This window comes from Amycolatopsis sp. NBC_01480 (genome assembly GCF_036227205.1).
GTDB lineage: Bacteria > Actinomycetota > Actinomycetes > Mycobacteriales > Pseudonocardiaceae > Amycolatopsis.
Genome location: NZ_CP109442.1, coordinates 2,915,137 through 2,935,255, shown reverse-complemented (window position 1 = coordinate 2,935,255; position 20,119 = coordinate 2,915,137). Strand labels below are relative to the sequence as shown.

18 protein-coding genes and 1 pseudogene are annotated in these 20,119 nt (G+C 70.9%); 16 read left to right on the top strand and 3 right to left on the bottom strand.

What is annotated here, in order from left to right; genetic code table 11:
* Window positions 1-256: 256 nt before the first annotated feature.
* The 10 genes from OG371_RS13935 (at window position 257) to OG371_RS13890 (ending at window position 10,744) form a co-directional block, all read left to right on the top strand.
* On the top strand, window positions 257-2,347 hold the full coding sequence (locus OG371_RS13935) for a hypothetical protein (protein ID WP_329069237.1): 2,091 nt from the start codon (window positions 257-259) through the stop codon (window positions 2,345-2,347).
* 25 nt (window positions 2,348-2,372) lie between these two features.
* Window positions 2,373-3,062 (top strand): SDR family NAD(P)-dependent oxidoreductase, encoded by a 690-nt coding sequence (locus OG371_RS13930; protein ID WP_329073046.1) that lies wholly within the window; start codon window positions 2,373-2,375, stop codon window positions 3,060-3,062.
* A 17-nt stretch (window positions 3,063-3,079) separates the two neighbouring features.
* A complete protein-coding gene (dgoD, locus tag OG371_RS13925) occupies window positions 3,080-4,228 on the top strand; it encodes a galactonate dehydratase (RefSeq protein WP_329069235.1) in 1,149 nt (382 codons plus the stop codon).
* Window positions 4,222-5,112, top strand: coding sequence for a DUF4380 domain-containing protein (locus OG371_RS13920; RefSeq protein ID WP_329069233.1), 891 nt, complete (start codon window positions 4,222-4,224; stop codon window positions 5,110-5,112). The genes dgoD and OG371_RS13920 overlap by 7 nt, the downstream gene beginning before the upstream one ends.
* A 178-nt stretch (window positions 5,113-5,290) precedes the next feature.
* Window positions 5,291-6,718, top strand: a complete 1,428-nt coding sequence (purB, locus tag OG371_RS13915; protein ID WP_329069231.1) for an adenylosuccinate lyase — start codon at window positions 5,291-5,293, stop codon at window positions 6,716-6,718.
* A gap of 139 nt (window positions 6,719-6,857) precedes the next feature.
* A complete protein-coding gene (locus OG371_RS13910; RefSeq protein WP_329069230.1) occupies window positions 6,858-7,658 on the top strand; it encodes a substrate-binding periplasmic protein in 801 nt (266 codons plus the stop codon).
* Window positions 7,658-8,416 (top strand): ABC transporter substrate-binding protein, encoded by a 759-nt coding sequence (locus OG371_RS13905; RefSeq protein WP_329069228.1) that lies wholly within the window; start codon window positions 7,658-7,660, stop codon window positions 8,414-8,416. The genes OG371_RS13910 and OG371_RS13905 overlap by 1 nt, the downstream gene beginning before the upstream one ends.
* A 9-nt stretch (window positions 8,417-8,425) precedes the next feature.
* Window positions 8,426-9,196 carry an ABC transporter substrate-binding protein gene (locus OG371_RS13900; protein ID WP_329069226.1) on the top strand — a complete coding sequence of 257 codons (771 nt, stop codon included), beginning with the start codon at window positions 8,426-8,428 and terminating at the stop codon, window positions 9,194-9,196.
* A gap of 43 nt (window positions 9,197-9,239) precedes the next feature.
* Window positions 9,240-10,001, top strand: coding sequence for an amino acid ABC transporter permease (locus OG371_RS13895; RefSeq protein WP_329069224.1), 762 nt, complete (start codon window positions 9,240-9,242; stop codon window positions 9,999-10,001).
* Entirely contained in the window at window positions 9,998-10,744 is a 747-nt protein-coding gene (locus OG371_RS13890; protein WP_329069221.1) for an amino acid ABC transporter ATP-binding protein, read from the top strand. Before OG371_RS13895 ends, OG371_RS13890 begins: the two co-directional genes overlap by 4 nt.
* 41 nt (window positions 10,745-10,785) lie before the next feature.
* Here the strand turns inward: OG371_RS13890 and OG371_RS13885 are convergent, their stop codons facing one another.
* A complete protein-coding gene (locus tag OG371_RS13885; protein WP_329069219.1) occupies window positions 10,786-11,580 on the bottom strand; it encodes an SAM hydrolase/SAM-dependent halogenase family protein in 795 nt (264 codons plus the stop codon).
* Between the two features lie 47 nt (window positions 11,581-11,627).
* Between OG371_RS13885 and OG371_RS13880 the strand changes: the two genes are divergently transcribed.
* The 5 genes from OG371_RS13880 to OG371_RS13860 all read left to right on the top strand — a co-directional run bounded on the left by OG371_RS13880 (window position 11,628) and on the right by OG371_RS13860 (window position 16,202).
* Window positions 11,628-12,518, top strand: a complete 891-nt coding sequence (locus tag OG371_RS13880; protein ID WP_329069217.1) for a phosphoribosylaminoimidazolesuccinocarboxamide synthase — start codon at window positions 11,628-11,630, stop codon at window positions 12,516-12,518.
* A gap of 65 nt (window positions 12,519-12,583) precedes the next feature.
* A complete protein-coding gene (locus OG371_RS13875; protein ID WP_329069215.1) occupies window positions 12,584-13,405 on the top strand; it encodes a helix-turn-helix domain-containing protein in 822 nt (273 codons plus the stop codon).
* 66 nt (window positions 13,406-13,471) lie between these two features.
* Window positions 13,472-14,308, top strand: coding sequence for a patatin-like phospholipase family protein (locus OG371_RS13870; protein ID WP_329069213.1), 837 nt, complete (start codon window positions 13,472-13,474; stop codon window positions 14,306-14,308).
* A gap of 619 nt (window positions 14,309-14,927) precedes the next feature.
* Window positions 14,928-15,395: an NADPH-dependent FMN reductase gene (locus OG371_RS13865; protein ID WP_329073044.1), complete on the top strand. Its 468-nt coding sequence runs from the start codon at window positions 14,928-14,930 to the stop codon at window positions 15,393-15,395.
* Window positions 15,396-15,494: 99 nt separating this feature from the next.
* Complete coding sequence (locus tag OG371_RS13860) at window positions 15,495-16,202, top strand: DUF2334 domain-containing protein (protein ID WP_329069212.1); 708 nt, start codon at window positions 15,495-15,497, stop codon at window positions 16,200-16,202.
* A gap of 215 nt (window positions 16,203-16,417) precedes the next feature.
* Here OG371_RS13860 and OG371_RS13855 read toward each other — a convergent pair whose 3' ends face one another.
* Together OG371_RS13855 and OG371_RS13850 are read right to left on the bottom strand one after the other, a co-directional pair.
* Window positions 16,418-17,053 carry an MBL fold metallo-hydrolase gene (locus tag OG371_RS13855; RefSeq protein ID WP_329069211.1) on the bottom strand — a complete coding sequence of 212 codons (636 nt, stop codon included), beginning with the start codon at window positions 17,051-17,053 and terminating at the stop codon, window positions 16,418-16,420.
* Between the two features lie 28 nt (window positions 17,054-17,081).
* Entirely contained in the window at window positions 17,082-18,347 is a 1,266-nt protein-coding gene (locus tag OG371_RS13850; protein WP_329069208.1) for an ArsR/SmtB family transcription factor, read from the bottom strand.
* Window positions 18,348-19,418: 1,071 nt separating this feature from the next.
* On the opposite strand from OG371_RS13850, the pseudogene OG371_RS13845 reads away from it, so the two are divergent.
* Window positions 19,419-19,943 (top strand): annotated as a pseudogene (locus OG371_RS13845) (MFS transporter); the annotation flags it as partial.
* Window positions 19,944-20,119: the final 176 nt, after the last annotated feature.

The window sequence follows — 20,119 nt, the reverse complement described above, 5'->3', positions numbered from 1 at the left end:
GTGAAATCTTAATTTAGGATTTATTCTTGACGGGCCCTCGGCCGTCCCGGCATGCTGCTGGCGGGCCGGAGCCGATCACCGGGCGCGGTCCCGCTTGGCACTGTTTCGACGACGAAAGGTGTCGCCAATGCTTCTCCGCCCCCCGAGAAGACTGCTGGCCTCGACCCAGCGAAGGTCGCCCGCCCACCCCCAGCTAAGGCTGCCGGATGCGGCTCAACAAGGGCTGCCCGCTCGCCCGCACCGAAGGCTGCTGGCCGTGGCCACCGCGGCCCTCGCCGCGACCGCGAGTCTCGTGTCGCCCGCGCTGGCCTCCCCGGCGCCAACCTCGCCGGGCCAGTCTGCTGCGGCCGCGTCACCGGCGTCGTGGCCGGCTCCGTCCACCGCCGCGGACCAAGGCTCGCCCGCCTACTACGACTCCGGCCTCGCGAACACCCCGTACATGGGCTGGAACAACTACTTCGGCATCTCGACCGCGTCCGAGGCCTCGGTCAAGTCCGTGGCCGACTACCTGCTCTCCAGCGGCCTGGCGAAGGCCGGCTACCGCTACGTCTGGATCGACGGCGGCTGGAACGCGAAGGTCCCGCGTGACGCGAACGGCGAGCTGGTGCCGGATCCCGCGCGGTTCCCGTCCGGGATGACGAACCTGGTCCAGTACCTGCACGACCGCGGCCTGCGGGCCGGCATCTACACCGACGCGGGCCCGTCCGACGGCAAGAACTGCGCGGCCGGCAGCCAGGGCCACTACGAGCAGGACACCAAACGCTTCGCCGACTGGAAGTTCGACGCGATCAAGATCGACTTCCTCTGCGGCATCTCGAACAACCTCGACCCGCAGCAGGCGTTCACCGACTTCAGCAAGGCCCTGCAGAAGGCGGGCCGGCCGATGCTGCTGAACGTCTGCAACCCCGTGACCGACGACTGGAACGTGCCGCACACCCCGCGTCAGACCGCCGGGTTCAGCTACACCTTCGGTCCGCTGGTCGCCGATTCCTGGCGCACCAACACCGACGTCGCCTTCGGAACCCCGTATGAGGGGATCTACAAGGACATGCTGCGCAACATGGACGTCAACGCCGCGCACCCCGAGGCGAACGGCCCCGGCCACTGGAACGACCCGGACTACCTGATCCCGATGCGCAAGACGCAACAGGGCACGTACGAGATGAACGAGGAGGAGTCGACCACCCAGTTCGTCATGTGGGCGGAGATGGCTTCCCCGCTGATCATCGGGTCCGACCCACGCACGCTTCCCCAGTCGATGATCGACACGCTGAAGAACCCCGAGATCATCGCGGTGGACCAGGACAAGCTCGGCATCCAGGGGGTGCGCGTGGCGTCCAGCGGCTCCACGGACGTGTACAGCAAGCGCCTCGAGCGCGACGGTGACCGCGCCGTCGTCCTGCTCAACCGGGGGGACGCCGCCGCGCCGGTGACGTTGAACTTCGCTGACGCCGGCCTCAGCGGCAACGTCTCGGTCCGCGACCTGCGAGCCCGCGCCGACCGCGGCAGCGCCACCGGCTCGTACACCGCCACGGTTCCCGCGCACGGCACCGTTTTCCTGCGCCTGCACGGCACGGACCTGGTGCCCGGCACCGATGTCGGCGGCGGCGCCTCGGCCAGCCCGGCGGTGGTCCGCTCCGGCGGCAAGACCGTCACGTTCTCCCGTGGCCCGGCGGGGATGCTGCAGGTGGACGGCCGCGAGGTCATCGGCGGCCCGTTCCTCGGCCAGCCGGCCGCGATCGCCGGCGCGGACGGCCGCCTCGACGTGTACGTCCGTGGTCTGGACAACGCAGCGTGGCAGCGCAGTTACGATGGGAAGCGTTGGGGCGCTTGGAATCGGCTCGGCGGCACGCTCACCGACTCGCCTTCGGTGACCGCCGACGGGACGCTCTACACCCGCGGCGCCGACGGCCAGGTCTGGACCCGGGCCACCGACGGCAGCTGGTCCTCGCTCGGCTCGCCGGGCGGCGCGGCGATTTACGGCCGCCCGGGCGCCGCGACCTCGATGGCGGGCACCGTGGTCGCCGTCCGCACGCCGGACGACAGCGTCTGGGCCCGTTCCCGCGGCACCGACGGCACGTGGTCGGATTGGGCGTCGATCGGCGGCACCGTGAGCAGCAGCCCGACGCTGGTTGCCAACGGCGACAAGGTTTCGCTGTTCGCGCTGGCCAGTGACTACACGCTGTGGCAGAACGACCGCAACGGCACGACCTGGGCCGGCTGGTTCAAGCAGCCGAAGTACCCGTCCGGCAGCGTGGTCGGCACCCTCGGTGCGGCGGCCGACGCGGATGGCGCCTGGCTGGCCGTCCGCGGGCCGGACGACCATGTGCGCGTAGGCAAGTTGTAGAGGGAAAGGCAGGGTGGCGATGTCCATGCGGACCGCGGTGGTGACCGGAGCGGCTTCCGGGATCGGGGCGGCGACGGCCCGGCGGCTGGCCGCGGACGGGTACCGCGTCATCGGTGTGGACATCGCCCCGCTGCCCGAAGGGCTCGGCAGCATCCAAGGGGACGTGACCTCGGACGACACCTGGCAGCACGTCATCGAGGTGGCCGGCAAGGTCGACGCGCTGGTCAGCAACGCGTACGTGCCCGCGACCGGCCCGTTGCACGAGATGCCGCGAGAGCAGTGGCAGCACCAGATCGACGTCAATCTCACCGGCTCGTACCTGGCGCTGAAGGCCTGCCTGCCGTCGTTGCGGGAGCAGCGTGGGGCGGTGGTGCTCGTGTCGTCGGTGCACGCGAGGTTCGGCCTGCCCGGGCATCCCGCGTACGCGGCGAGCAAGGGCGCGCTGGTGTCGCTGTCCCGGCAGCTCGCCGTCGAATACGCCCCCGACGTGCGGGTGAACGCGGTGCTGCCCGGCCCGGTGCTGACCCCGGCGTGGAGCCGCATCAGCCCCGAGGACCAGGCGCGCAGCGCGAAAGCGACCCCGGCCGGCCGGCTCGGCGACCCGGCCGAGGTGGCCGCCGCGATCGCGTTCCTGCTCTCGCCGGGGGCCTCGTTCGTCACGGGCGCCGACCTGACCGTCGACGGCGGCTGGTCGGCCGCCAAGGACTCCGCATGAACTCCGAAGGGGGCTAAGTGAAGATCACCGGGATCGAGACGTTCCTCGTCGCGCCGCGCTGGCTGTTCCTCAAGGTCAGCACCGACGAGGGCATCTCCGGCTGGGGCGAGCCCGTGGTCGAGGGCCGCGCCGGGACGGTGCGCGCGGCCGTGCACGAGCTGTCCGAGCTGATCATCGGGCAGGATCCGCTGCGCATCGAGGACCACTGGCAGGTGCTGCGCCGCGGCGGCTTCTACCGCGGCGGGCCGGTGCTCTCCAGCGCGCTCGCCGGCATCGACCACGCCCTGTGGGACATCGCGGGCAAGGTCCGCGAGGCCCCAGTGCACGAGCTGCTCGGCGGGCCCGTGCGTGACCGCGTGCGGGTGTACTCATGGGTGGGCGGCGACCGTCCTTCGGGCATCTTCGACGCGGTGTCCGCGCAGGTGGAGGCCGGGTTCACCGCGGTGAAGATGAACGTCGCGGGTCCGCTCGCGGCGATCGCGTCGCCGGCCGAGGCGAACGCCGCGCTGGCCCGCGCGCGCGAGGCACGGGAGGCGCTCGGCCCCGAGCGAGACCTGGCCATCGACTTCCACGGCCGGGTCTCGCCCGCCATGGCGCGGCGGCTGGTGCGGATGCTCGAAGAGGTCCAGCCGATGTTCGTCGAAGAGCCGGTGCTGCCGGAGACCCAGGGCGGCGCGCTCGCGTCCGTCGTCGCCGCTTCGACGGTCCCCATCGCGGTCGGCGAACGGCTCTACTCGCGCTGGGAGTTCAAGCCGGCGCTCGACGCGGGCGTCGCGGTGGTCCAGCCGGACCCGTCGCACGCGGGCGGCATCTCGGAGCTGCGCCGGATCGCCGCGCTCGCGGAGGTCTACGGCGCCGGCCTCGCGCCGCATTGCCCGCTGGGGCCGATCTCGCTGGCCGCCTCGCTGCAGGTCGCGTTCGCGACGCCGAACTTCCTGATCCAGGAACAGAGCGTCGGCATGCACTACCACGACGGCCTGGAGCCGCTGCGGTACCTGATCGACTCCTCGCTGTTCCGCTTCACCGACGGCTACGCGGCGCGCCCGACCGGCCCCGGCCTCGGCATCGAGGTCGACGAGGAGGCCGTCCGCCGCGCCGCCGAGATCGGCCACGCCTGGCGCTCCCCGGTCTGGCGCCTCGAAGACGGCGGCCTCGCCGAGTGGTGAGCGTCCATTGGCTGGACAACGGCGTGCTGCGGCTTGGCGTGGTTCCCGCGTTGGGTGGGCGACTGTTGTCGTTGCGCCACAAGGGAACCGAACTCCTGTGGCGCAACCCCGCGCTGCTGGACGCGGACCTGCAGCCACTCGACGGCCGTCCGCCACAGCCCAACTCCGGCCGGATGGGCGACTGGGTCAACTACGGCGGCGACAAGACCTGGCCCGCGCCGCAGGGCTGGGACCACGACGGCCAGTGGCCCGGCCCGCCCGACCCGGTGCTGGACTCCGGCCAGTACACCGTCTCGGAAACCGAAGGCGGCCTGGCGATGACCAGCGGCGCCGAGCCGCGCACCGGGCTGCGGTTCACGCGCGCGCTCACCCTCGGCACCGGCGCGTCGTACACCCTGCGGCTCACCGCGGAGAACGTCTCGACACGGCCCGTGCGCTGGGCATTGTGGAACGTCACGCAGCTGCCCGGCGGTGGCACCGTGACCGCCGGGCTGGCGGGCCGGCGGGACCCCGCCGTGGTGGAGCTCGTGGCGGGCGCCGGCACTCCCGAGTACACAGTGGACGGTGACCGGCTGGTGGTGCCGCCGCAGGACGTCGTCGGCAAGCTCGGGGTGCCGGACACCGCGGGCTGGGTGAGCTGCGGCGTCGGCGGGGCCTCGCTCACGCTCTCGTTCGACATCGACCCCGGGGCGGAGTACCCGGACGAGGACTCGCCGTTGGAGGTCTGGCTCGAGCACCCGCTGCCCGCGCCGCTGGCCTCGCTCGGCGACCTCGACCCGCCGGCGCGGATCGTCGAGCTGGAGGTGCTCGGGCCGCTCACCACGCTGGCCCCCGGAGCCTCGACGGCGCTGACGATCACCGGCACTGTGAGCGTCGACACCTGACGGCCCGCGCGACCTGCGAGCCGCGCGTAAATGCTTCGCGCCCGAACCCGCGCCTGTGCCAGGCTCCTGCCCAGCTCGGTGCACGGGGTGCCGAGGCTTTCGCGAGGCCGAACCGGTGGGGAGCAAGCCGCTCCCCACCGGCCCCGCCCATGCTGACCTGCACAGGTATCGTGGGGCTGTGACGGACAAGCCCCGAATTCCGAACGTGCTCGCCGCCCGCTACGCCTCGCCCGAGCTGGTCCAGCTGTGGTCGCCCGAGCGCAAAGTCGTGCTGGAGCGGGAGCTGTGGCTCGCCGTGCTCCGCGCGCAGGCCGAGCTGGGCGTCGAAGTGCCCGAAGGCGTGCTCGCCGACTACGAGCGCGTGATCGACCAGGTCGACCTCGAGTCGATCGCCGCGCGCGAGCGCGTCACGCGCCACGACGTGAAGGCACGCATCGAGGAGTTCAACGCGCTGGCCGGCCACGAGCACGTGCACAAGGGCATGACCTCGCGCGACCTGACGGAGAACGTCGAGCAGCTGCAGCAGCTCCGTTCGCTGGAGCTGATGCGCACGCGCGTCGCCGCGGTGCTGGCCCGGCTCGCCGCGCTGGCCGTGGAGCACGCCGACCTGGTGATGGCCGGCCGTTCGCACAACGTCGCCGCCCAGGCCACCACGCTCGGCAAGCGGTTCGCCAGCGCGGCCGACGAGCTGCTGGTCGCGTTCGCCCGGCTCGACAACCTGATCGACCGCTACCCGCTGCGCGGGATCAAGGGACCGGTCGGCACCTCGCAGGACATGCTCGACCTGCTCGGCGACAAGTCCACTTTGGACGACCTGGAGTCGCGGATCGCCGCGCACCTGGGCTTCCGGAACCACTTCGTCAGCGTCGGCCAGGTCTACCCGCGCTCGCTGGACTTCGACGTGCTGTCCACTGTGGTCCAGCTCGCCGCGGCGCCGTCCAGCCTGGCCAAGACGATCCGGCTGATGGCCGGCAACGAGCTGGTCACCGAGGGCTTCAAGCCCGGCCAGGTCGGCTCGTCCGCCATGCCGCACAAGATGAACACCCGCTCGTGCGAGCGCGTGAACGGCCTCGCCGTGGTGCTGCGCGGGTTCCTGTCGATGATCGGCGAGCTGGCCGGCGACCAGTGGAACGAGGGCGACGTCTCCGACTCGGTCGTGCGCCGCGTCGCGCTGCCGGACGCGTTCTTCGCGCTCGACGGGCTGCTGGAGACCTTCCTCACGGTGCTGAACGAATTCGGCGCCTTCCCCGCCGTGGTCGAGCGTGAGCTGGATCGCTACCTGCCGTTCCTCGCCACCACGAAGGTGCTGATGGCGTCGGTGCGCCAGGGCGTCGGGCGTGAGTCGGCGCACGAGGCGATCAAGGAGAACGCCGTGGCCGTGGCGCTGGCGATGCGCGAGCGCGGCGCGGAAAACGACCTGCTCGACCGCCTCGCCGCCGACGAGCGCATCCCGCTCGACCGCGGTGACCTCGACAAACTGCTCGCCGACCGGGTCTCCTTCACCGGCGTGGCCCCGCAGCAGGTCGAGGAGGTCGCCCGCCGCGTCGAGGCCGTGCTGGAGCGTTTCCCGGAGGCCTCGGGTTACGCGCCGCAGCCGATCCTGTGACGCCGCGCACGAAGTCCACGCACTGAGACGAAGTTACTCGATCGGGCTAATTCCCTAACCTCGGACGCCGAACCCGGAAAGCGCCAGGCCGCACCCCCGCGGCCTGGCGCCTTCTTGTCATGAGCAGCAGGAAGAAGCGATGAGAAAGCTCCTCAGCACCTTTGCCGTAGTGGTCGCCGCCGCTGTCACGCTCACCGCGTGCGGCTCGTCTTCGGGCGCCGAAACGTTGCGCGTCGGCACCCTCACGGACGCGCCGCCGAGCATCTACGTCGACAACGGCCGCTTCACCGGTTACGACAACGAGCTGCTGCGGGACATCGCCAAGCGCGAGGGATTCCAGGTCGAATTCGTCGGCACCGAGTTCGCCGGCCTGCTCGGCCAGGTCGCGAGCGGGCAGCTCGACATCGGCAGCTCGACGATTTCCGCGACCGCCGCGCGCAAGAAGACCGTGGCGTTCTCAAATGGTTACGACACCAGCTACACCACCGTCGTGACGAAAAAAGGCGCCAATCTGACCGGGCCCGGCTCCTTCGCGGGCAAGCGGATCGGCGCCGTCCAGGGCTCTGTGCAGGACGAGTTCGCGGGCAAGCTGGCCGGCGCGCAGGTGGTGCGCTTCCCGGACTACAACGCCGGATTCGCCCAGCTGAGGACCGGCGGGCTCGACGGCTGGGTGGTGCCGAAGGACATCGGCCAGAAGTACCTGGACCAGAACCCGGCCGTGCCGCTCGAGTTCGGCTACACGGTGCTGGACAAGGACACCCCTTCGTCGTACGCCGTCGCGAAGTCGAACAAGGAGCTGCTGAACAAGCTGAACGACGGCCTCGCGAAGGCCGTCGCGGACGGGACCGTCGCGCGCCTGCACGCCCAGTTCTTCAAGGAGGCTCCGGTCGCGAAGGAGCTTTCCCAGGGCGGGGCCGGCCTTCCGGTGACGAACCTCTGATGCGCCGCGCACTCTCCGCCGCGGTCGCCGCGGCCCTGCTCGCCGCCCTCACCGCGTGCGGCTCGAACACCGACAGCACCCTGCGCGTCGGCACCCTGAGCGACGCCCCGCCGAACGTCTACCTCGACAAGGGCCAGTTCACCGGCTTCGACAACGAGCTGCTGCGGGCCATCGCCGCCAAGGAGAACCTGAAGCTCGAGTTCGCCTCCACCGACTTCTCCGCCCTGCTCGGGCAGGTCGCCTCCGGCCGGTACGACATCGGCAGCTCGGCCATCGCGCAGACCGAAGAGCGCAAGAAAACGGTGGACTTCTCCGCGGCGTACGACTTCGAGACGATGAGCATCCAGGCCAAGCAGGGCACGCCGATCACCGGTGAGCAGGCGCTGGCGGGCAAGCGGGTCGCGGTGATCCAGGCGACCGTCGGGGACAACTGGCTGACCACGAAGGTCCCCGCCGCGCAGGCGGTGCGCTTCCCGGATTACGCGTCCGCGCTCGCCGCGCTGAAGACCGGCGCCGTCGACGCGTACATCCTCGACCAGAGCATCGCCGAGAAGAACGTCGCCGCGAACCCCGGGCTGGTGGTGGTGCAGAGCTTCACCACCGACGTCCCGCACGGGTTCGCCGTGAAGAAGGGCGACACCCAGCTGCTCGGGAAGCTGAACGACGGTCTGTCCCAGGTGATCAAGGACGGAACCTGGCTTAAGCTGCACCGGCAGTTCCTGCCGACCGCTCCGGTGCCGGCCGGGTTCGGAAGCTGAGGAGTGACAATGAAGAGGACGATGGCCACCGCCGTCACCGCCGCGTTGATCGCCACGCTCACCGCGTGCGGCGGCGGCAGCAGCGGCGGGGACACGCTGCGCGTCGGCACGCTGAGCGACTCCCGGCCCAACGCCTACCAGGAGAACGGCCAGTTCACCGGCTTCGACAACGAGCTGCTCCGGGACATCGCGGCCAAGGAGGGCCTGAAGCTGGAGTTCGTCTCCGTCGACTTCTCCGCGCTGCTCGGGCAGGTCGCCAGCGGGACGTTCGACATCGGCAGCGCGGCGATCGCGCAGACCGACGCGCGCAAGCAGACGGTGGCCTTCTCCGACCCGTACAACTACCAGTCACTCGGCATCGAGACCACCGCTGCCGGCGGCGTCACCGACGAGAACTCGTTGGCGGGCAAGCGGATCGGCGTGGTGCAGGGCACCGTCTCCGACACCTGGCTCGCGGCCAACGCCCCGAACGCGGTGGCGGTCCGGTTCCCGAACGACGCGGCGGCGCTGAGCGCGCTCAAGTCGTCCGGCATCGCGGGCGCGGTGTTCGACCAGGCCTCGGCCGAGGACTACGCGAAGAAGAACCCGGGCCTGAAGGTCACCAAGGAGATCACCACCAACATCCCGCACGGGTACGCGGTGAAGAAGGGCAACAACGACCTGCTGGCCAAGCTGAACGACGGCATCAAGAAGACCATCGCCGACGGCAGCTGGCAGAAGGTGCACCAGCAGTTCGAGCCGAACGCGCCGGTGCCCGCGGACTTCAAGGCAGGGCAGTAACTCCATGAGCCGGCTTCGGGCGCGGGACGGGGGTGCGTGAGGAGTGGACCAGTTCCTCAACACGTTCCTCAACTGGGACTACATCTGGCAGGTCTTCCCCGACCTGCTGAAGACCGGCCTGGTCAACACGCTGATCCTGGCCATCACCTCGTTCGTGATCGGCACCGCGCTGGCCGTGCCGCTGGCCATCATGGGGCTGTCCACGAAACGATGGCTGCGCTGGCCGGCGCGGGTGTACACGGACATCTTCCGCGGGCTGCCCGCGATCCTGACCATCCTGGTGATCGGCCAGGGCCTCGGCACGCTCGCGCGGCCGATCGTCGGCACCAGCCCGTACCCGCTGGGCATCCTGGCGCTGAGCCTGATCGCCGCCGCGTACATCGGCGAGATCTTCCGGTCCGGCATCCAGAGCGTCGAGAAGGGACAGCTGGAGGCCAGCCGCGCGCTCGGCATGAGCTACAGCCGGGCGATGCTGCTGGTGGTCATCCCGCAGGGCGTCCGGCGGGTGCTGCCCGCGCTGGTCAACCAGTTCATCTCGGTGGTCAAGGACACCCCGCTGGTGTACTTCCTCGGGTTCGCGACCGACCAGCGCGAGCTGTTCCGGATCGGCCAGGACCTGACGGCCAACACCGGCAACCAGTCGCCGCTGGTCGCCGCCGGCCTCGTGTACCTGGTGATCACCGTGCCGCTCACGCACCTGGTGAACTTCATCGACAAGCGCCTGCAGACCGGCCGGAAGGTACAGACCGCGCCCGACGACGGCGGTGAGCCGGCCCTGGTGTCCGGCGGAAAGGTGGCCCCGTGACCACGGCGGCGCAGGTGCGTTCCTCCAGCGTGGAGCTGCGCGACATCCACGTCAGCTTCGGCACGCTCGAAGTGCTGCGCGGGGTGGACCTCAAGGTCGAGAGCGGGAAGACGACGTGTGTGATCGGGCCGTCCGGCTCGGGCAAGTCGACCTTGCTCCGCTGCGTCAACCGGCTCCAGGAGCCCGCCAGCGGCGACCTGCTGCTCGACGGCGAGAGCGTGATCCACTCGGACCCGGACGCCCTGCGCCAGCGCGTCGGCATGGTGTTCCAGCACTTCAACCTGTTCGGCCACCGGACGGTGCTGGACAACATCGTGCTGCCGCTGCGCAGCGTCCGCCGGCTGTCCAAAGAGGACGCCGTGGAGATCGCCCGCGCGCGGCTGGCTGAGGTCGGCCTCGCGGACAAGGCACCGTACCGGCCGTCCGCGCTGTCCGGCGGCCAGCAGCAGCGCGTCGCCATCGCGCGGGCGCTGGCGATGGACCCCGAGGTGATGCTCTTCGACGAGGCGACCAGCGCGTTGGACCCGGAGCTGGTCAAGGGCGTGCTGAACCTGATGGCGGGCCTGGCTTCGCGCGGCCTGACCCTGATCGTGGTGACGCACGAGATGGGCTTCGCGCGCAACGTCGCCGACGAGGTCGCCTTCATGGACGCGGGCCGCATCGTCGAGCAGGGCACCCCGGACGCGATCTTCGACGCGCCGCAGAGCCCGCGGCTGCAGCAGTTCCTTTCGCAGGTGCTTTAGGACTCGTGAGTGTTCATGCCGGTTCTAACCGTCATAGCCACTCACGAGCCCTTGGGCGACGCGGTGATCGTGCACTCCTGGCCCGAACCCAGGTCCAGCACCGCGGCCGCCGAACCGCCGTTCACGGCGATCGCCAGCCGTCCCGCGGAGTCGGTGTAGAGCAGGTTGGCGCCTGGCGACACGTCGCCGAACGTGCGCCCGATCGTGGCAGGCACGGCGAGCCGGGTGCTGTGCACCGTGACCCTGCCGGCCAGCCCGGTCAGCTCCAGGTCGGCGGGGGTGGCCGCGAGCTGGACGTTGCCGAAGTGGTCGACCGTCAGCACGTCCGACACCAGCTTGCCGGGGAACGCGGCCACCAGCGGATCCGGCAGCCGGACGGGATCCGTGACAGCTGTACCGAAGGACGCCGGGTCCGCGCCCAGCGCCAGCTGCGCGGCGACAGGCGCGAAGACGTCGCGCCCGTGGAAGGTCGCGTACGTCGGCTCCGGCGCTTCGATCGCGTACGCCGCCTTCACGCCGCCTAGCGCCTCCGCCGCGGGAAGCAGCAAACCGTTGTCCGGCCCGACCAGCACCCCGCCCCCGGCCACCACGACCAGCCCGCGCCGCTCGGTGCCGACGCCCGGGTCCACCACCGCCAGGTGCACCGACTCCGGCAGCGACGGCACGGTCTGCGCGAGCACCGCCGCGCCCGGCCGCACCTGCTGCGGCGGTACCAGGTGGGTGACGTCGATGACCCGGACGTCCGGCGCGAGCCGCGCGAGCACACCGTGGCAGGCCGCCACGAAGCCGTCACGGAGGCCGTAGTCGGTGGTGAACGAGATCCAGCGGTAGGGCATGACCTGCATCATCCTCGCTCCGGGGGCGCCCGGGTTAGGGTTCAGCGGTGACGACGCTCGCCGAATACCCGAAGATCGCCGCCGGCAAGGTCCGTGAGTTGTACGCCGTGGGCGACGACCACCTGCTGCTGGTCGCGTCCGACCGCATCTCCGCGTACGACTTCGTGCTGGACACCCCGATCCCGGACAAGGGCCGGGTGCTCACCGCGATGAGCGTGTTCTGGTTCGGGCAGCTGGCCGACGTGCTGCCCAACCACCTGGTGGCCTACGACGACCCGCGCATCCCCGCCGAGGTCCGCGGCCGCGCGCTGCTGGTGCGGCGCCTGGACATGCTGCCGGTCGAGGCCGTCGCGCGCGGTTACCTGACCGGGTCCGGCTACTCGGACTACCGCCGTACGGGCGCGGTCTGCGGCGTCGAGCTGCCCGCGGGGCTGCCGGAGTCGGCGAAGCTGCCTTCGCCGATCTTCACCCCCGCGACGAAGGCCGCGCTGGGGGACCACGACGAGAACGTCAGCTTCGAGGTTGTCGCGGACCTTCTTGGTCACGCGCGCGCCGAAGAGGTCCGCGAGGCCACGCTCGCCGTCTACCGCCGTGGCGCGGAGTTCGCCGCCGAGCGCGGAATTCTGTTGGCGGACACCAAGTTCGAGTTCGGCCTCGACGCCTCGGGCACGCTCGTGCTCGCCGACGAAGTGCTCACGCCGGACTCTTCGCGCTACTGGCCGGCCGAGGGTTACGAGCCTGGCCACGCCCAGCCGTCCTTCGACAAGCAGTACGTGCGGGATTGGCTCACCGGCCCGGAATCCGGCTGGGACCGTTCCTCGAACACCCAGCCGCCGCCCCTGCCGGACGCCGTGGTTTCGGCCACCCGGGCCCGCTATGTCGAGGCCTACGAACGAATTTCGGGACTGTCCTTGAAGGACTGGCCCACTTCGGAGTGAGCCACGTTTCAGTTTGCAAACGGTCCAACCCGAAAAGTGTCAGATCCCCCTGACACACTGCACAAATGGTCGTACCCTACGCAACACCCCGGGCCAGAGCGCTCGGCCTGGAACTCCGCGCTGCCAGGGAGAAGCGCAAGCTCGGCGTGCGCGAACTGGCCCGGTTGCTCGGCATCGCACCGGGCTTCCTCTCCAACTGGGAGCGCGGTGTACGGCTGCCCAAACCCGAAGACGTCGGCGCCGTGCTCGCCCACTGCCGGATCATCGGCGACGAGCGCCACCGCATCGTCGAAATGGCCCGCGGCGCCCAGGAAGCCAACTGGCTCGGCACCAGCACCGAGGGCGCGTACCTGGAGTGGGAGAAGACGGCGACCGCGCTGTTCGCCTGGGAACCGCTGCTGGTGCACGATCTGCTGCAAACCAGCTCGTACGCACGGATAGTGCTGCGCAGCCCCGGTGTGGAGAACGTCGAGCGGCTGGTGGCCGCGCGGCTCGCCCGCCGGGACGTCTTCGAGCGCGGCAAGCTCACCGAGTGCGCCGTCGTGCTGGGCGAAGCCGCGCTGCGCAAGCGCGTCGGCGGCCCGGAGGTGATGGCGGACCAGTTGCGGTACCTGCGTTCGGTGCTGGAGTACGACCACATCGACCTGCGCATCATGCCGATCGACAACGACTACCACCCGGGCCTCAGCGGCGCCTTCTCGATCTTCGACTTCGCGGACCTGCCCACGATCGTCTACGAGGAGCTGTCCAATGAGAGCGCGCACAGTTCGAGCACCGTGCGGGTGCGGCACTACCGCTCCGCCGCGAAGTCCATTATGGATCTCGCACTGCGCGGGGACCGGGCGCGCGAGCTGATCGACCGGATCCTGCTCGGGCTGGCGGAGTGAGCGCCGCCGCGAATTGTCGGTGCCGGCTGGCACACTGATGATCGAGGACGGCAGAGAGGACAGGACATGAGCGAGGCATTGGTACTGGGCGGCGGCGGAGTGGCCGGGATCGCCTGGATCACCGGGCTGCTCGCGGGGCTGGCCGATGCGGGACAGGACGTCTCCGGTGCGGACTTGCTCGTGGGCACGTCGGCGGGCGCCACTGTGGCCGCGCAGCTGGGCAGCGGTCTGAGCCTGGACGAGCTGTACGCGCGCCAGGCGGACCCGGACCGGCAGTGCGCCGAGCTGATGGCCGAGCTGGACATGGAAAGCCTGGGCGCGCAGATGGCCACCGCGCTGGGCGAGACCACCACGTTCACCGAGATGCGCCGCGCGATCGGCGGATTCTCCCTCGCCGCGGACACGGTCCCGGAGGCCGAGCGCCGCGCGGTGATCGAAGGCCGCCTGCCGTCACACGAGTGGCCGGAGCGCGCCCTGAAGATCGTCGCGGTGGACGCCGAAACCGGCGAGCCGCGGGTGTTCGACAACGCGTCCGGCGTGAGCCTGGTGGACGCGGTCGCCGCAAGCTGCGCCGTCCCCGGCATCTGGCCCCCGACCACGATCGAAGGCCACCGCTACGTCGACGGCGGCGTCCGTTCCGCGATGAACGCCGACTACGCCACGGGCGCGTCGCGCGTGCTGCTGATCCTCCCGTTGGGCCAGGCCGAGCCGCTCGCCAGCGAGAAGCCCCTGCCCGAATCCCTCGCCGACCTGCGCGCCGCCGGCGCCGAGATCGCGATCCTGGAGCCGGACGAGCCTTCCCTCGCCGCCATCGCCACCAACCCACTGGACCCGGCCTCCCGCACCCCCGCCGCCAAGGCCGGCCGTGCGCAGGGCCGAACAGCCACACTCACCTGGTCGTGACGGCGCTTCGCTCAACCGCGCCTCGCCTGGCAGCGATTCGCCTGCCCTGCCTCACTGGCCGGTGCTTTGCTTGATGGTGCCTTGCCGGGCTGTGCCTCACCGGCCGCTGCTTTGCCTGACCGCGCCGCGCCTGCCCTGCCTCACCGGCCAGTGCTTTTGCCTGACAGCGCCTCACCTGGCCTCCCGCACGCGGCGCGTGCGTCCTCACCGGACACGACCTTGCCGGACGGATTCTTCGCCTGACCTTGCCCTGCCTTACGGGCGCCTTGCGTGACGGCGTCTTCGCTGCCCGTGTGTCCCGCCGGGCGGTACCTCGCCCAACGGCCGCTCTGCCGAACCGTGCCCCGCCCGATGTGCCCCTTTCCTGCCTTTGCTTTTCGCCTTGCTTCACGGTGCTTCGCCTGATTGCGCCTCGCCCGACGCGTCCCTTTCCTGACGTTGCCACCGGCTTGCCGGACTGGCCCCCGGGTCACGGACTCGTCCGTAGCGGAGGCAGGCCCGTCCACCGCCAACCATCGCCGGAAAGCCCCCTCCTCACCAGACTTTCGCTGGCACACTGGTCCCCGTGATCCTGCTCATCTGCGGCAGCCTGAGGGCGGGCTCGGGAAACGCGGCGGTCCTGACGACCGCCGGGCGCTTCGCCGAGTCGAAGATCTACACCGGGCTGGCCGATCTCCCCCACTTCAACCCCGACGAAGACGTCGAGCCCCTGCACCCGGCCGTCGCCGCCCTCCGCGCCGAGATCGCCGGGGCCGACGCCGTGCTGATCTGCACCCCCGAATACGCGGGTGGCCTGCCCGGCTCGTTCAAGAACCTGCTGGACTGGACCGTCGGCGGCGGCGAGGTCTACGGCAAGCCGGTGGCGTGGATCAACGCCGCCTCCGTCGCAGCCCCGACCGGCGCCGCCGACGCCCACGACTCCCTCCGGAAGGTCCTCACCTACGCCGGCGCGCGAATCGTCGACGAGGCCTGCGCCCGCATCCCCGTGCCCCGCCACGCGGTGGCCGAGGGAGAGGTGACGGACCCCGACCTCCGCGGCCGTATCGCGGTGGCCGTCCGCCGTCTGCTGGAAGGCGCGAAAGCGTAGGCGCCTCCTCCAGCCGCCCTGGTCGGAAGGCAAAGCCTCACGTGTCTTTTCTGCGTAGTTCACGGGGTGGTCAGGCGGCCGCCACCGGCGTCGGGCCCAATGGTCTCTGTGGAAGCACGCCTGCTGGTATCGCTGTCCGGGACCACCCCGCGCACGCTGCACCGCTGCGCCGACCTCGCGGCCGAGCTGGAACGCCGCCGCGTCCCGCTCTCCATCCTGCACGTCGCACGAACCGAGAGCGGACCCGTCACTGCGTGGGTCCGAGGCCGCGCCGCCGCGGGTGATTCCGTTCTCCTGCACGGCTACGACCACCGCGTCGCGCCGACGCACCGAGCCGTGCAGCTGGGCCGCAAGGCCGAGTTCGCCGCGCTGCCCGCGCACGAGGCGCGCCTGCGCCTGATCGCCGCGAAGGCCGCTTTGGACAGTACCGGCGTCACCGTCGACGGCTTCGCGCCGCCGCGCTGGCTCGCCTCGTCCGGGACGCTGCAAGCCTTGCGGGAACACGGTTTCACCCTCTGCGCGGACCTCGTCTCGGTCCGTGATCTGGTGACCGGCGAGGTCCGGCGGGCCCGCGTGCAGGAGTTCGCCAGCCAGTCCCATCGCACCGAAACGGTCCGCTGTTTCGCCCTCGTCCTGGCCGCCGCCCGAGCCGCCCGCCGCGGCGGCTTGGTCCGCCTGGACATCGACGCCGTAGACCTCGCCCGCCCCGGCCTGCGCCAAGCCTTCCTGGATGCCGTCGACGTCGCCCTGGAGAACCGCGCCTTCGGCAGCACGTACGGCTCACTGCGCCACACCGCCGCCGCCTGAGTCGGATCTGGCTTCAGGCCAGGCCACGGCTCGAGCCGGGCCTCCCCGTTGGGCCGCACCGCCGCGTGTGCCCCGGGGTTTCCCGTTCTGGCCGCGCCGCAGCCGGGCCGGGTCTCTCGGGCAGGCCACACCGCAGCGGCCCGACCAGGCACGCGGCGACGTACACGAGCACCCACTGCCACCGCCGCGAACTCAGCGGCGGCGGCGGTCGAGCGTCAGACTTCGGTCAGTTCGCCGCGTTCGAGCACCTTGACCTCGGTGCCCTCGGGCGAGAGGTTGCCGAACAGGCCGTAGTGCATGCCCGGGTTCGCGAGCACCGCTTCGTGGATCGGCACGGCGCGACGCGGTGCGACGGCCCGCAGGAAGTCCACGGCCTCGCCCGCCTTGAGCCAGGGCGCGCCCGTGGGCAGCCCGAGCACGTCGATCTTCTGCTCGGGCACGAAAAACGAGTCGCCCGGGTGGTAGAAGGCGCCGTGGTCCACCACATAGCCGATGTTCGGAATCCGCGGGATGTCGCTGTGGATCACGGCGTGCTCGCCGCCCACGACGTTCACCGCGGTGGCGCCGATTTCGAGCGCGTCACCGGGGTTCGCGACTTCGAACGGCAGGTTGAGCTTCTCCACCGTCTCGACCGAGCCCGGGTCGACGATCAGCTTCGCACCGGGGTTCGCCGCCAGCACCTTCGGCAGCCGCTCGCCGTCGATGTGGTCGAAGTGCTGGTGGGTGATGAACACGGCCGACAGCTCGCGCTCGCCCTCGAAGTCGGTCGAGAACGTGCCCGGGTCGATCAGGATCCGCTCGCCGTCGGTCTCGAGCAGTACGCAGGCATGTCCGAAATGGACGATCCGCATCAGGATTCTCCTTCACACATGGTCACTTTCACCCTATGCCTGCGCAAAGGGCGTCGCCAAGCTCGGTCCGCCGGTAGAGCACGCGGTGCCCGCTGCGCGCGGACGCGGCCAGCCCCGCCGCCCGCAGCGCCGTGAGGTGCGCGGAGACGGTCCCGGCGGCGAGGCCCAGCCGCTCGGCCAGCTCCGCGGTGGAGGCGGGCCGGTCCAGCGCCGTGAGCAACGTCGCCTTGGTCCGCCCGAGCACCCCGGCCAGCGCGTCCGGCGGCTCCGTGCGCGCCGTCCACAGCTCGCCGACGCCGCGGGCGGGGTAGAGCAGCGTCGGCTGCCACGGTGGAACCGTCACCACCCCCACCGACGGCCAGGTGAACACACCGGGCACCAGCAGCAGCCCGCGCCGGTCCAACTCCAGCCGCTCCCGCGCGACGACGTCCACCAGCACCGAGTCGCCCGCCACCCGCACCCGCGGATGCAACCCCTCGAACACCGCCGCGACGCCGTGCTCCCCGAGCACCCGGGTCCGGTGCCGGATGTCGGCAGCCAACACCTCCCGAAACCGGGGCCACCACGGCGAAATCAGCCGACGCCACACGATCTCCAGCTGATCGGCAAGCACATCCCGGGCAACGGCCGGATCAGACGGCAGCACCCGCAAATCGGCGTCCACCATCCCCAACTCCAACGCAACCTGCTCCGGCGGCGTGCGCCGCACCGCCTCGAGCTGCGCCTCCACACTCGTCTCCGGCGAATCCGGCGGCGGACTGAGAAATTCGGTGACGTAGTGCCGCCCCCGAAGGACGGCCGCCAACTCGGGGATCATGAGGTCCTCGAAACCGCCAAGCCCGCCAGAGTCGCCAAGCTCGCCGCCGAGTCCAGCAAGCTCGGCAGAGTCGCCAAGTCCGCCATCGCCGCCAAGTCCGCTGAATCCAACAAGCTCGCCAAAGCCGCCGGGGCCGCCAAGATCGCCGACTTCGTGACTGCTGGCGGCGTGCCTGCCGGCCTCGCGCGCGCCGCCCCCACGATTGCCAGCTTGGCGGCGGATTCCGAGTTCGCTGGCGCCGGCTGCGCGGCGGGCCCCGAGACCGCTGTCCTCGCGGTCGCTGGCGCTGCGGCGGGCTCCAAATTCGCTCGCTTCACGGCTGCTGTTGTTGCGATTGCCACTGTCGAACTCGGCAGCCCATGCCCGGTGCGCCGGATGCCCCCGCATCCCGAGCAGGGTTTGGACAGCGCCGAGCGCCTCCTCCAGCGGCGTGATCGCGAACCGCACCCCGGCTGTGCTCAGCACCAGCTCCAGCATCGTCCGTGTGCACCTCCAAGATTCGGCCTCACCCGAATCAGTGTCCTGGCCGAGGGCGGCGACGTGAAGCTCTCAGCCATGGCTCTCCTGACTCATCGAGCGTATTGGCGCTGGTCGGCGGGTGTGCAGCTGGCGCGACTGCCCGGGGCGATGGCACCGTTGGCGTTCACTGGGCTGGCCACGTCCATCACGGGCTCATACCGCCTCGGCGGCGTGATGATGGCGGTGTACGTGGTGGCCGAGACCGCGGGCGCCCTACCCGTCGGACGTCTACTGGACCGCATCGGCCCAGCCCGCGGCCTGCGCATCTCACTGCTGCTAGTCGCACTTAGCCTGGCGGCCTTGGCCATCGCTGCCTGGGCGAGCACGTCGGCGGGAACTTCCTCGATGCCCTCGCCAGGCGTTCCCGTGGAAACCGCGCCGGTCTCCCACCCAGGTGCCCTGGCGGGAACCGCGCCGGTCTCACAGCCGAGCTTCCTGGCATTGATCGCGCTGGTGGCCCTGCCCGGCGCCATGGGCGGTGGCCTCTCCGGCGGCTTCCGTTCACTCCTGGCCACCACCGTGAACGACGCCCTGCTCCCGCGCGCCGTAGCGGTCGACGCAATGCTTCTGGACGGCATCCTCGTCACCGGCCCCGCCATCGTCGGCGGATTGGCCTTGCTGGGGCCGCTCACCCCGCTGACCGCCATGGCCATTGCCTGCTGTGCCGCCGCCCTGCTGGTGCCCCGTCGCCTCTCCGCCACCCCGGCGCCCCCGCGCCGACCACGACTTCCGGAGCCACCGCCGCCTGCGGAGCCGCCGGGATCTGCCGCCCCTGTGTTGTCTCCGGACCGGCTGGGGCTTGCGGATCCGTCGCGGTCGGGCGACTCACTGCTGTCTCCAGACCCGTCGCGACCTGCGGATCCATCACAATCCAGCGCGATGCCCGCCGACTCGCGGTCGGACCAGGACCCACGAACTGCACTGCGCTCGATCCCGGCGGACCCGGCGCACCGTCCGGACCCGCCGCGCCAAGCCGAGCGGCCGGTGGAGCCGCGACCCGCCGGGGACATGCCCGTCGTCCCGGATGCCTCCGGCGCAAAAGTCCCTCTGGCGCGTTGTTTGCCGTGGTTGGCGTGCCAGTTCACGGTCGGGCTGTTGCTCTCGACGATCGAGGTTGCGCCGTTGCCTCTCGTGCAGCGGCTTGGCGCTCCGGCCACCGCGGCGCCGCTGGTGGTGGCCGTGTTGTGCGGGGCGAGCATTGCGGGAAGCGCCTTCTACGCGTGGCGCGGGAAGGTCGGCCGGCCCCGGCTGTTTCTGGGCGGCTTCGTCGTGGGTGGGACGGTTGTCGCCGCGAATCTCGGGTGGGCCGGGCTGGTGGTCGGTGTGGTGCTGGTGGGAGTCGCGACGGGGCCGCTCGTGGCGGTCGCCTCGGTGAATATGCAGCGGCTGCTTCCGGAGAAGCGCCGGTCGGAGGGGTTTTCGTTGTCGTTCACGGTGCAGTCGTGTGGGTTCGGGCTGGGGGCGCTGGCTGTAGGGGTGCTGCCGCTGTGGATGGCGCCGCTGGCCGGCGTCGCGGCGGCCCTGTTCGCTGTCACCCGAGTGAGGGACCTTTGAACATGGTGGCCTCGGTAGTCGCCCGTTCGTGGCGAGCCGCGAGGCATCGCATCGGTGGTCACGTGAGTCACTTGTGCCCCTCCCGGCGCACCGAGCATCAAAGGGCGTGAGCCGGGCACGGCGTGCCTGCCCTTTCCCCGGGCGCTCCCCGATGCGATGCTGGCGGTGAGTCTCGG